This window comes from Endomicrobium proavitum (assembly GCF_001027545.1).
GTDB classification, from domain to species: Bacteria; Elusimicrobiota; Endomicrobiia; order Endomicrobiales; family Endomicrobiaceae; genus Endomicrobium; species Endomicrobium proavitum.
Genome location: NZ_CP009498.1, coordinates 1,406,178 through 1,418,972, shown reverse-complemented (window position 1 = coordinate 1,418,972; position 12,795 = coordinate 1,406,178). Strand labels below are relative to the sequence as shown.

Here is a 12,795-nt window from a genome sequence, read left to right as displayed (position 1 = left end):
GGTGAAGATGCTAACGCTGCCCCTTGTAGTTAATTTCACTTGCCCAATATTTATCTTTCTATGGCAATTTTTCCTTTAACTGTTTTTCCGCCGGTCTTTATGTGGTAAATGTAAACGCCGGAGGCTATTGTTCTGCCGGAGTTATTTCTGACGTTCCAAACGCATTCCCCGCTTGACGCAGTTGTTGTTTCAAAAACTTTTTCGCCGGAAATATTGTAAATGCTTATTTGCGCGCCTGCTTGTAAATTCGCAAAGTGTATTCCCGCAGATCTGTGGCGCAAGTGGTTATACGGATTTGGGTATGCGTAAACGCTTTTGTCAATATTTATAACTCTTACAAGCATATACGATTTGTTAAAATCTGCATTTCCGACTTGCACGGTTATAGTGTGTGAAATAGTATTTGGCGCTATGTTAATTGGAGTAACAGTTTGCAGAGCGCTGTCGTAAACTGCAAGCCTTAAATCATCCTCATTTACGCCCGCAGGGATAACCGCAGAACTGTAATCGTACGTCATAGGAATTGTTCCGTTTATGCTTACGGTAGTTTTGGTAACTGTAAAATACGAGTTGCCAAGATATTCGTACTGCGTATTAGTTGAAGCCGGGTTTGGCGCTTCGCTAAAAGCGGCTTGTATATCAAAATTTAAAGCCGGCGACATTCCGGTTATAGAAACTCCCCAGCCGTTAGGGCTTGCATAGTTATAATTAAAAACTAAACTACCGTCCGTTTTAAAGCTTGCAAAATCTTTCGTTGTCATTATAGATCTTGCGGGCACATTCATAATGCCGCTGCCCGGAACCGCAGGGGAGCCGCCTCTTGGATAGAATGTAATAATTTTTGCCGATGCCGCGCCGTTGTATGCCACAAAAGTATAATCCGAACCTTTCTTTGTAACGGCAAAAGGAACTGAATTTCCTGAAGAATCGGTAGCATAATATCCTGTATTTAACGTTCCCACAGAATCAAAGAAATTTATAAATTGATACGAATGCGTTAATGTTGTTCCGTCGTCGCCGCCGCCGTTGCTTGCCCATGTATCGGGAAAACCTAACGGAAGCCCGGCAGACGCCCAGTCAGTTAACGCTCCGGCAGGGTCAAAGAAAGATTTAAATTTAAGCCACACGTCTTTCCAAAAATTATCATAACCGGTTTCTCCGTTCATCTCTGTGTAATATTGCTGCGCGTGGGTTGTATCATACGCCAAGTAAAGAGACGTCGGATTTACCGGCAAAATTTGAATGCCCATTATAGTTTTATTAATTTTTGGCGACCACCATAAATCCCATGTGAACATACTGTCAAACAGCATACCGATAGTTGAATGCGCATAGCTTGGATATTTCGTTCTGTAAATATCTAAGTCTATATCAAAATAATATTTTCTTATGGCTTCGTAATGGGTGGTGTATAAGTAAAGTCCTAATTTTTTATATTCTTCATTGTTTGTCGCTACGCCCCAAAGATATATTCCCGCCCATGCATTCATGGCTTCAGAAGAAGATTCTTCGTCGTTGCCGTAATCGCGGATACCGCCGCCTTTGCCGTTAGCGTAAGAGTGTCCTTCATACACGTCAAAATATCTTAAAAACGGAAAATGCGTGCTATTCCTGTCAGGGTTTGCAATTTCTTTAACAAGCGCGTCAACAATTTCTTTATACTGCAAGTTAGAAGCAAAGTCCGGATCAAACATTGCAAGCAATGCGGACGCGTAAATATAATACCCGTAATGAAAATGATGATCGTTATATTTTGTCGCGCCAAAATCAATCTCTTCGCCAATAAAATCTATAGCATTATAACCGCTAGGTCCGCGCCCTATAATGCCGCCGTAAAGAGAATCGTAACCAAAAAACTTATTATCCGTTGCGCCTGCGCCGCTATACCAAGCTATTAATTCGTTTTTCAATCTTGTAATCATTGTGTTACGGGCAGCTGCGTTATTTGTTTGGTTAAAAATAGGAATTAAATTTGCCGCTCTTGCAAGAGCTTTGCCATAGTAGTAAGTATTTTGACCACGCGGATTTGACGGGTTAAAATTTTTATCGTTATTAATATATGCCTGCAGCTGCGTTTTACGAGCTCCGTCGGGAACTTCGTAAGGGAAATACGGCAGCATTCCCTGAAAATTAACTTTTGTCTGGAAAGATGCTCCCGTGTTTACCCGCAACTCGCCTCTTATAGTATTATATGTATAAGCGGTATTTACCCCTGTGGTAATATTTCTGTAATGATGAGGATAAAGTCCGTAAACAGTTTGCCCGGCCACATAGCCTGCATGATCTGTTCTTTTTGGCGTTACCGTAAAATTATAAGTTGTTGTTATTGACGCGTCGGAATTATAAGCCCAGCTTACTTGAGTATCCGTAATGAAATTATAAGCGTATTTATAATAATCTTTAAAAATATCAAATGCGGCGACATCGCTTGCGGCAGGCGCGGGAGATTTTAAAAGCCCTATTGCTAAATATCTATCGCTTTCCGTTGCGCCGGAAAGAGTTATGTTGACAATTTCGCCGGGGCTTGGCGCGGTTTCAACTCTAAACACTGTTCCTGCCGGAGCATATACAGCAAAATATTGATATGCCGATGCGCCAAGAGTAGTTGCGACAGTATAAATTTTAATCATTATAGAATCGGTTGTTACTTGGTTGCCCGGGGCAATTTGCGTCATAACGCCGCCGTTATTATAATAGTATGTATATGCCGTTCCGCTCTCATACGTTTTCATTCTAAATCTTGGATTCACATTATTCGTGAAATAATTATATGTAAACAGAAAGCCTTTGCCGAAAGTTGACGTCATTTTTCTTGTGGAATTAACATTATCTGTAAGAACGGCAGTAAACGACCAATCTCCATAATCTTTAAGCTCCGTAGAGTTCGCTTTAATAACATCATCAACGCCGCTGCCCCACGCCGCTTGAACGGCTATAGGCAAAATATCCGCAGCCTTAACGCCGACTCCGCCGCTTGGAGGCCCGAAAGTTCCATAGCCTACATTATGTCCGCCTAAAGAATAACCCCAACCGTTGCCCCATGCCACATTGGTATATGGAAACACTGTATCGTAAACCACAAGCATAGGAGTAGGTGAAATTTTATTACCATAAAATGCATTTAATATAGTTGCATCTGAAGTTTTCCCTGCAATATTTACAAAAAGCGAAGTGTACCATTTGTTCGTAGGGTAAGGTTTAGAAGTAAGAGTGAACGTATCGGCTAACCTCGCAGGAAGCAGCAACGCGTCAAAAGTTTCAAGCACGCCGGCGCCGTTAATGGTTGGCCTGCTAAACGCTTGTAAATCTTTTGCTGAAAAAATTAAAAACGTAAACAAAAACACTACAAATAAATTTAACGATCTCTTCATAGGAACCACCTTGTAAGTTTAGATGCAATATACCGTGTTAATTATAGCTAAAAAATATGAAAAATGCTTGTAGTTTATATAAAAAAACTTGCTTCTGTTTGCTTACGCTGAATGCGCATTATTAATGCGAGTTTTAAAAGTTTACAAGTAGTATGAGTTTTCAGGGGCTTCAAATGAGGATTCTATTATGTTTATGCTTTTATCATCCACGGCGGCAACGTCAAAGCGCAAGTCGGAATTTATGTTGTGCAATTTTATATACATTATTGCCGCTTTTATTATTTTCTTTTGCTTGGACGACGTAACCGCTTCCTGAGGCGCGCCCGCATACAAAGAGCTTCTGTACTTTACTTCAATAAAAACAATGGTTTTTTTATGTTTTGCAATTATGTCTATTTCGCCAAACCGCGTTAAAAAATTTGTCTCCAAAATTTTATACCCGCGTTTTTTTAAAAAATCCGCAACTTCTTTCTCTTTAGCAAAACCAATATCTCTGCTCATTGACAACCCTCAATGTTGTTTTAGTTAGACTGCGCTTAAACAGCAATTACAAATCAACGTCAAAAACAAATACCCCGCCGGACTTTGTCCGCCACCCCTTTTTATAAAAGGGGAATTAACGACACGGAAGGCAGAGGGTGAGAAGATAAGAGGATAAGACGGTAAGTAAAAACTCAAAAAGACGTTGCTTACCCTCCTATCTTCCCACCCTCGCACCTTCTTATCCTCTGCAGTTTATTACCTATTATTTATTATTTGTTACTTGCCGTTACTCCCCTTCTCACCCTCTTACCATCTATTTTTGAATAATTACTTTTGGTGAACTACATACCCCTCACCCTGCCCAAGTAGTCGCAGTTTTGTAATGTAACTGCGCTACTTCCGGGGCGCTCACCCCGTATTGCAACCTTACGGGGCAGGCTCGTTTTTAGATTAACATCTTATTTACAAGCGCCCGTTGCAGACTCGTGCTCCCTATTCGTCGCACTGCAACCCCGCAAGGGGAGAGGAAAAAAAGACAGCTCATAATATTTTGTTCCTTACTCCTTACTCCTTGCTCCTTGCTCCTTCCCACCCTTTGTTTTCTTGCGCTATTGGCGCAAAAGTTAAGCGGTGTATTGAGCAGGCACCGTGTTTTTTTATGGCTTCTATGTGGGTTTTTGTGCCGTAGCCTTTGTGTTTTTCAAAAAAATATTGAGGGTATTGTTTTGCGTATTCAAGCATAAGTTTGTCTCTTGTAACTTTTGCAAGAATAGACGCGGCCGCTACCGACGCGCTTTTGGCATCGCCGCCGATTACGGCTTCTTGGTTAAACAGTAAGTTTGGAATTTTATGATTGCCGTCAACAAGACAAAGTTCGGGGTTTATTTTAAGGCTTTCAACGGCGCGTTTCATTGCAAGAAAAGTTGCCTGCAAAATATTTATTTCGTCTATAATTTTATTATCAATCGAAACAACGGCAAACGCCAGCGCCGTGTTTTGAATTATTTCAAAAAGTTCTTCTCTTTTTTTTGGCGTTAATTTTTTGGAATCGTTTAAAAAAGGTATGCGCGCGTCTTGAGGAAAAATTACAGCGGCAGCGGTTACCGGACCCGCAAGAGGCCCCCTTCCCGCCTCGTCTATACCGGCAAGAAAGTTGACGCCTTTATCGTGATATGCTTTGTCAAATAGATGTAACATGAGTTTTTTATATTATAAATGCAATGAGAAAATAATTATAAATTAAAAACAAATACCCCGCCGGACTTTGTCCGCCACCCCTTTTTATAAAAGGGGAATTAACGACACGGAAGGCGGAGGGTGAGTAAAGGCTCAAAAAGACGTTGCTTACCCTCTTGCATCCTATCTTCTTATCATCTATTTCTGCAAAAGAGGAATTGACAACACTTGCCCCTTACTCCTTCCTACTTTCTACTTTAACAACTTGCCGTTTCTCATCTTCCCACCCTCTGCTTCATCATCCATCTTTGCAATAAAAAAAACGGCAGATTGTAAAAATACAATCTGCCGTTTTGATGTTTTTGTTATGCCGCTTTTGTTTCTGTCTTTGCGGTTTCCGCTGCGGGTCTTCTTGAAGAATCTTCCGAAATTCTTGCGGCTTTGCCGGAGAGGTTTCTTAAATAATAAAGTTTTGCTCTGCGGACTTTTCCGCGTCTTGCAACTTCAACCTTATCAATTCTTGGGGAATTAACGGGGAAAATCCTTTCCACGCCTATGCCGAAAGAAATTTTTCTAACGGTAAAAGTTTCGCTAAGACCGCTTCCTTTAATTCTTATAACAACGCCTTCAAAAACCTGTATTCTTTCATTTCCGCCTTCAACAACTTTGAAGTGAACCTTTACCTGGTCGCCGGGTTTAAAAGATACGCCCAACTCTTTTTTCTGAGCTGCATTCACGAAATCCAATAATGACATTTTACTTACTCCCTTTTTAACTACAGATAATAGATATTAAATGTTATATTTCAGCAAAGCTGAAATCTATTATAAGTTTTTGCTTAGCAAAAACTCCAAAACTATTCTCTGTTCTATTTTTTTATTAAATCCGGACGTCTTTGTAAAGTCCGTTTAAGCGCTTCGTTTTTGCGCCAATTTTCTATTTTTTTATGGTCGCCGGAAAGTAAAACTTCCGGAACTTTAAATTTTTTAAATACCGCCGGACGCGTATAATGCGGATAATCTAAAAGCCCGTTGTAAAAAGAATCGTTTTTAACGGAATCTTCTTCTTTTACCACGCCGGGAATCATTCTTGCTACGGCGTCGGTTACAATCATCGCCGGAATTTCTCCGCCGGTAAGAACGTAATCGCCAACCGATATTTCTTCGTCAACAAAATTCATAATACGTTCGTCAACGCCTTCGTAATGTCCGCACAAAAAAACAATATGTTTGTATTTTGCAAGATTTTTCACAAGGTCGGAATTTAACGTTTTGCCCTGCGGAGACATATAAATTACCAAAGGTTTTGCGAAAGAATTTTTGTATTCTTTGTTTTTCTTTTTTACGCCCACACTTTTTAGCGCGTCGTAAACGGGCTCGGGTTTTAAAACCATTCCAACGCCGCCGCCAAAAGGTTTGTCGTCAACTTTTTTATGTTTATCTTTAGAGAAAGAGCGAATATCCGTAACGTTAATTTCTAAAATGCCTTTGTTTGCCGCTTTGCCTATTAAACTTTCCGAAAGAGGTCCGTTAAACATTTGCGGAAAAATTGTAAGAATATCAATCTTCATAAACCGTGTAGCCGTTATATTCAAGGTTTCCGTCGGCAGATTTTGCCTGCGTATAAATATCTTCAAAACCTTTGGGAAGCGTTACAAAAATTTTTTTTCTTAAAACGTTCACTTCGCCGACTATACTTTTTAACGCAGGGATAAGGACTTCTTCGCCCTCGTATTTAACTACCCAAACGTCGTTGCTGCCGGTAGATATAACGTCTGAAAGAACGCCTAAACGGTCTCCGGACTGGCTGAAAACTTCAAAACCCAATATATCGGAAACGTTCCATTTTTTGGTGCTTAAAATATCCGCTGTCATTTGCCTTCTTATTCTACTATTTCTACCGTAGCCCTTTTGTCAAGTTTTGCGGAAGCTGAATTTACGATAATTCTTACGGCTTTTATAATTCTGCCTTCTTTACCAATTACTTTGCCTCTGTCTTCGGCGGAAACTTTTAATTCAAGAATAGTCGCTTTTTCACCTGCAATCTCTTTAACTTCAACCTGATCCGGATTGTCAACCAACGCCTTTGCGATGTAAAGAACTAATTCTTTCATTGTCCCCTCCCCGAAACTTCTCGGTTTACTAATTGCTACTTGGTTTGGGCTTTTTTCACCAATTCTGCTACGGTGTCGGAAGCTTTCGCGCCCGTACCCAACCAATAGTTTACTCTTTCCAAATTTACGTTAAGTTTGTTATCTTGAGCTATAGGATCATACTGACCTAATATTTCAATAGGCTTTCCGTTTCTTTTTGCTCTTTGATCAATTGCAACAACTCTGTAATAAGGTCTTTTTGGTTTGCCGAATCTCTGCAAACGTAGTCTAACTGCCATCTGTATTCCTCCATATAGGGTTTAACCCTGTGTCTGAACTTGGGATTATATTATATATTGTGTGCCTTGTCAACGCCAAAAGCTAAAAAACGGGCTAAAACAACCGCCCGCTTTTCGCTTTGACAAATATTTTTATTTATACGATTCTTCAATGGCAACCGCTACGGCAACCGACGCGCCTACCATAGGATTGTTTCCCATGCCGATAAGACCCATCATTTCAACGTGCGCGGGAACAGAAGACGAACCCGCAAATTGCGCGTCGCCATGCATGCGCCCCATGGTGTCTGTCATGCCGTAAGACGCAGGGCCTGCCGCCATGTTGTCCGGATGAAGCGTTCTGCCGGTGCCGCCGCCCGATGCTACGGAAAAATATTTTTTACCGTTTTCTATAGCCCATTTTTTATATGTGCCGGCCACGGGGTGCTGAAATCTTGTAGGGTTTGTAGAATTTCCCGTAATGGAAACATCAACGCCTTCTTTAACCATTATGGCTACGCCTTCGCTAACGTCGTCGGCTCCGTAAACTCTAACTTTTGCTTTATCTCCTTCGGAAAATTTAGTTTCTTTTGTAATGTTAAGTTTTCCGGTGTGGTAATCGTATTCGGTTTCAACGTGGGTAAAACCGTTGACTCTGCTTATAACGTAAGCGGCGTCTTTTCCAAGTCCGTTAAGAATAACTTTAAGAGGTTCTTTGCGAACTTTGTTTGCGGTTTTTGCAATGCCTATTGCGCCTTCCGCGGCGGCAAAACTTTCATGACCCGCTAAAAAGCAGAAACATTTTGTCTGCTCTCTTAAAAGCATAGCCGCAAGATTTCCGTGGCCTATGCCCACGTTTCTCTGGTCTGCAACCGATCCGGGAATGCAAAAAGACTGCAAGCCTATGCCGATTATTTCGGCGGCTTCGGCGGCGTTTTTTGCGCCTTTTTTAATTGCTATTGCCGCGCCCACAGTGTATGCCCAAACCGCGTTTTCAAAAGCAATTTGCTGAATGCCTTTAACTATTTTGTCCACGTCAATGCCTTTGTCAAGACAAATTTTCTGCGCTTCTTCAAGACTTGCTATGCCGTTTTCTTTTAAAGTTTTTTCTATTTGTTTTATTCTTCTCTCGTAACTTTCAAATGTTACAGCCATAATTTCTCCTGTTTAATCTGGATTGCTTCGTCATTACATTCCTCGCAATGACTGCGCGCATTATTATTCTTTTCTCGGGTCTATTTTTTTAACGGCTTCGTCAAATCTGCCGTAAGTTTTTGTGTGTTTTTCAAAAGCGTCTTTATGAGGCACGCCTTTTCTGACGTCTTCGGTAAATTTTCCGAGGTGCACAAATTTGTAGCCTATAACTTCATCGTTTTTATCAAGACCAATTTCCAAAACGTAACCTTCAGCCATTTCAAGATAGCGAACGCCTTTTACTTTTGTGCTGTACATTGTGCCAACCTGCGAGCGCAAACCTTTGCCCAAATCTTCAAGACCGGCGCCGATGGGAAGTCCGTTTTCGGAAAACGCGGTCTGCGTTCTTCCGTAAGCTATTTGCAAAAATAACTCTCTCATTGCGGTGTTAATAGCGTCGCAAACAAGGTCGGAATTTAACGCTTCCAAAATAGTTTTGCCGCTTAAAACTTCGGCGGCCATTGCGGCGGAATGCGTCATGCCGCTGCAGCCTACGGTTTCAATAAGAGCTTCTTCTATAACGCCTTTTTTAACGTTGAGGGTAAGCTTGCACGCGCCTTGCTGCGGAGCGCACCAACCCACGCCGTGCGTAAGTCCGCTGATGTCGGTTATTTCTTTAGCTTTTACCCATTTGCCTTCTTCCGGAATAGGCGCCGGACCGTGATTTGCGCCTTTTGCTACGCAAGTCATTTGCGCCACTTCGTGAGAACACTCGTAAGCGCACTTTTCTTTAGAACAGCTCATTTCTTATCTCCTTGCTTGTAATGATTGTAACTTAATATAAGACAGCAGTGATTATACAAAATTTAGAAGGGATTTGTGAAACGCTCAATAAAACAGAGGGGGTAAGAGGATAAGAAACGGCAAGTTGTTAAAGTAGAAAGTAGGAAGGAGTAAGGAGCAAGTGTTGTCAATTCCCCTTTTGCAGAAATAGATGATAAGAGGATAGGAGGGCAAGAGGGTAAGAAGATAAGTAAAAGCTAAAAAAACGTTGCTTACCCTCCTACCCTCCTATCCTCTTATCATCTTCCCTATTATTTGTCATTGCGGCGAAAGCCGCAATCCATTTTTACTAATTATTGTCTCTAACAATTTACGCCTTCGGCGTAGCCGGAATTTACACCGTAGCGCCTAAATACGGCGTGCAATGACACTGCCGCGCTTGTTATATTGAGCTTTACAGACATAAAAAAAACTCTCCGGCGAAATTAAATCCGCCGGAGAGAGGGGTAAGGCAACTTCGCGCTGTTTAATATTTTAAATATTAAAGAGCAAATTTGTAGCCTGCGCTGACTGTAATTTTGCTTGAGCTTCCACCTTCAAAGCCGTGTGAACCATAGAGAGCGTCAAAAAATATTCCGTTTGCAAGTTCATAACCTGCGCCGATTCCAAAGTACAAACCGCTTTCGCTGGTTGAACCTATAACTCCTGCAAGACCAGAACTTAAATCAGTTATACCCAAACCAATGTTTCCTTTGAAAAATAAACCTTTTACTTTTTCAAAAGGAGCTACTTCAACTGTTGCGTAGGTAGAAAGGTATGAATACTGAAACTGTGCAGGATTATTATCCGAAAATTCTCTTGCCAAACCATAACTTACAGCAGGACCTACTTTAACTCCGTCTGACACAGCAAACAAAAATTCCGCAGCCGCCGTAATACCGGTGTTTAGATCTGCGCTTGCACCACCTGCACTAGACTTTCCTAAAAAATCTCCACCTACTTTCACTTTCAAGTCTGCTGCTGCAAAAGATGTGCCTGCCAATACTGCAACTGCCAATGCTGCCAATACTAATTTCTTCATGTGCTCTCCTTTTTTTGCACAACTTGTGTGCATTTTTTATGCGGATTTACCGCAAAAAGAAAAAAAACCCGCACGGTTAAATTTCAACCGTGCAGGTTTTTAATTAAATAAAAAAGCGCAACCCCTTTCGGGCTGCGCAAAGCTATAGATATAGAATAGGTATTTAGATGCTGTCTGTCTGTCTGTCTGTCTGTCTGTCTGTCTGTCTGTCTGTCTGTCTGTCTGTCTGTCTATAAATCACGTTTTTTCTCTTTTTCAAATGTAATAAATTTTGCTTCACTATTATAAATTAATTTGTTAAAAAAAGCAACAGTAAAGCAGAGGATAAGAAGGTAGGAGGGTGAGAAGATAAGTAACGACAAGTTGTTAAAGTAGAAAGTAGGAAGGAGTAAGGAGCAAGTGTCGTTAATTCCCCTTTTGCAAAAATAGATGATAAGAAGTTAAGTAACAGCCCTGAAAGGCGGAGGGTAAGATGACAAGATGGCAAGAAGATAAGTAAAAGCTAAAAAGACGTTGCTTACCCTCTTGTCCTCCTATCTTCCTGTCATCCTACCCTCTCATCCTCTGTTTTACAAAACTTCTTTCAAATTTTGTATAATTGCCGTATGAAAAAAATTGTTTTTACCGCGGCGGCGGTATTGTTTTTGGCGTCGTGCTCTGTTTTGGATTATCCTGCGCGTTTTGCCGGGTTTTCAATACAAAAATTTGAAGGCGAAGACGCTGCCAAAGTTTCGCAAAGTTTTAACATGAGCATTTCGGATTGTTTCAATAAAACTCTTGAGATAATAAATAAAATGCACGCCAGAGTTACGCATAAAAGCGTTAAAAATAATTATATTGTGGCGTTTGATTTTTCAAAAAGTTTTGACTACTGTTTAGATTCTACCGAAGCCGCTTTTTTCTTGGAACAAGACGGCGACTACGTTAAAGTGACGGTTGTTTCAAACAACGGCACTCTTACCGCAAACCTTTCCAAACAATATTTTCAAATGATGTCCGCGCCGCCGCAGACGCCAGAAAACAAATCCGCGCCACTTCAACCGCAAGAAGTAAAAACTCAAAGTTAAAAGGAGTTTTACCATGGCAAAAATTTCAAAAATTACGGCAAGAGAAATAATAGATTCGCGCGGAAACCCCACAGTGGAAGCCGATGTTATTTTGTCGGACGGAACTTTCGCCTCGGCAGCGGTGCCGTCGGGCGCGTCAACGGGTTCGCGCGAGGCGCTTGAACTACGCGACGGCGACAAAAAAAGATTCGACGGAAAAGGCGTTTTGAAAGCGGTTGAAAATATCAACAAAATTCTTGCGCCAGCGCTTTTGGGAATTGAAATAACGCAGCAGCAAAAAATAGACGAAACAATGATAAAGCTTGACGGAACGGATTTTAAAAGCAATCTTGGCGCCAACGCAATTTTAGGCGTTTCGCTGGCGGCGGCAAAAGCGGGAGCCGTAAGCGCAAAAGTTCCGCTATACAAATATGTCAGAGAAATTTACGGATTAAAATTTGAAAATTATATTTTGCCTGTTCCGCTTATGAATATAATCAACGGCGGCCAGCATGCGGACAACAACGTAGATTTGCAGGAGTTTATGATTGCGCCGGTAAGCGCGCCTAATTTCCGCGAAGCCCTAAGAACCGGCTGCGAAGTTTTTCACGCTCTTAAAAAAGTTTTAAACTCTAAAGGATATTCCACGGGCGTAGGCGACGAAGGCGGTTTTGCGCCGAATTTAAAATCTAACTCGCAAGCGCTTGAAGTAATAACGGAAGCCGTCCGCGCCGCCGGATATACGGAAGGCAAAGACGTTCTTTTCGCATTAGACGTTGCCGCAAGCGAACTTTACGAAAACGGAAAATACGTTCTTGAAGGCGAAATGGGAAATAAAATAAAATCTTCCAAGGAAATGATTTCTTTCTACGAAGATTTGTTAAAAAAATATCCGGTAATTTCAATAGAAGACGGTTTAAGCGAAGCCGATTGGGACGGCTGGAAAGTTTTAACTTCAGAACTTAAATCAAAATTGCAGCTTGTCGGCGACGATTTATTTGTAACAAATCCTAAAATTTTTAAAGAAGGAATTGAAAAAGGCGCGGCAAATTCAATTCTTGTAAAAGTAAACCAAATAGGTTCTCTTTCCGAAACCGTCGCCGCTGTGCAGCTGGCGTATAAACACAAATACACGGCAATTATGTCTCACCGTTCCGGAGAAACCGAAGACACTACAATTGCGGATTTGGCGGTAGCGTTAAACACCGGACAAATAAAAACCGGTTCCGCCTCGCGAACCGACAGAATGTGCAAATACAACAGACTTTTAAGAATTGAAGAAGAGCTGGCGGGGCAGTCAAAATTTTTAGGAAAAGCCGCTTTCTCAAGCATAGCGTAACGGCAAAAAAAA

General features: G+C 41.3%; 13 protein-coding genes. 2 read left to right on the top strand and 11 right to left on the bottom strand.

The genetic code is table 11. From position 1 onward, the window contains the following. Positions 1 to 50 precede the first annotated feature (50 nt). From Epro_RS06115 to Epro_RS06065, 11 genes are all read right to left on the bottom strand, one after another. The gene (locus tag Epro_RS06115) at positions 51 to 3,371 is read right to left on the bottom strand and encodes a glycosyl hydrolase (RefSeq protein WP_052571232.1); all 3,321 of its coding nucleotides are present in this window, start codon (positions 3,369 to 3,371) and stop codon (positions 51 to 53) included. 141 nt (positions 3,372 to 3,512) lie between these two features. Beyond that, positions 3,513 to 3,872 (bottom strand): YraN family protein, encoded by a 360-nt coding sequence (locus Epro_RS06110; protein WP_052571231.1) that lies wholly within the window; start codon positions 3,870 to 3,872, stop codon positions 3,513 to 3,515. 546 nt (positions 3,873 to 4,418) lie between these two features. Continuing rightward, positions 4,419 to 5,051 carry a ribonuclease HII gene (locus tag Epro_RS06105; RefSeq protein WP_052571230.1) on the bottom strand — a complete coding sequence of 211 codons (633 nt, stop codon included), beginning with the start codon at positions 5,049 to 5,051 and terminating at the stop codon, positions 4,419 to 4,421. A 344-nt stretch (positions 5,052 to 5,395) separates the two neighbouring features. Then, positions 5,396 to 5,785, bottom strand: coding sequence for a 50S ribosomal protein L19 (gene rplS, locus Epro_RS06100; protein WP_052571228.1), 390 nt, complete (start codon positions 5,783 to 5,785; stop codon positions 5,396 to 5,398). 113 nt (positions 5,786 to 5,898) lie between these two features. After that, positions 5,899 to 6,600, bottom strand: coding sequence for a tRNA (guanosine(37)-N1)-methyltransferase TrmD (gene trmD, locus Epro_RS06095; protein ID WP_052571226.1), 702 nt, complete (start codon positions 6,598 to 6,600; stop codon positions 5,899 to 5,901). Continuing rightward, positions 6,590 to 6,904, bottom strand: a complete 315-nt coding sequence (locus Epro_RS06090) for a ribosome maturation factor RimM (RefSeq protein ID WP_052571224.1) — start codon at positions 6,902 to 6,904, stop codon at positions 6,590 to 6,592. Before Epro_RS06090 ends, trmD begins: the two co-directional genes overlap by 11 nt. Before the next feature lie 8 nt (positions 6,905 to 6,912). Continuing rightward, positions 6,913 to 7,143 (bottom strand): KH domain-containing protein, encoded by a 231-nt coding sequence (locus Epro_RS06085; protein WP_052571222.1) that lies wholly within the window; start codon positions 7,141 to 7,143, stop codon positions 6,913 to 6,915. Between the two features lie 35 nt (positions 7,144 to 7,178). Beyond that, positions 7,179 to 7,421, bottom strand: coding sequence for a 30S ribosomal protein S16 (gene rpsP / locus Epro_RS06080; protein ID WP_052571221.1), 243 nt, complete (start codon positions 7,419 to 7,421; stop codon positions 7,179 to 7,181). 132 nt (positions 7,422 to 7,553) lie between these two features. Further along, positions 7,554 to 8,555: a GGGtGRT protein gene (locus Epro_RS06075; protein WP_052571219.1), complete on the bottom strand. Its 1,002-nt coding sequence runs from the start codon at positions 8,553 to 8,555 to the stop codon at positions 7,554 to 7,556. A gap of 63 nt (positions 8,556 to 8,618) precedes the next feature. Next, on the bottom strand, positions 8,619 to 9,338 hold the full coding sequence (locus Epro_RS06070) for an iron-sulfur cluster assembly scaffold protein (RefSeq protein WP_052571217.1): 720 nt from the start codon (positions 9,336 to 9,338) through the stop codon (positions 8,619 to 8,621). Positions 9,339 to 9,858: 520 nt separating this feature from the next. Next, entirely contained in the window at positions 9,859 to 10,398 is a 540-nt protein-coding gene (locus Epro_RS06065; protein WP_052571214.1) for an outer membrane beta-barrel protein, read from the bottom strand. Between the two features lie 605 nt (positions 10,399 to 11,003). Between Epro_RS06065 and Epro_RS06060 the strand changes: the two genes are divergently transcribed. Both Epro_RS06060 and eno read left to right on the top strand, forming a co-directional pair. After that, positions 11,004 to 11,465 carry a lipoprotein gene (locus tag Epro_RS06060; RefSeq protein ID WP_052571212.1) on the top strand — a complete coding sequence of 154 codons (462 nt, stop codon included), beginning with the start codon at positions 11,004 to 11,006 and terminating at the stop codon, positions 11,463 to 11,465. A gap of 13 nt (positions 11,466 to 11,478) precedes the next feature. Further along, positions 11,479 to 12,783: a phosphopyruvate hydratase gene (gene eno, locus Epro_RS06055; RefSeq protein WP_052571210.1), complete on the top strand. Its 1,305-nt coding sequence runs from the start codon at positions 11,479 to 11,481 to the stop codon at positions 12,781 to 12,783. Positions 12,784 to 12,795 lie beyond the last annotated feature (12 nt).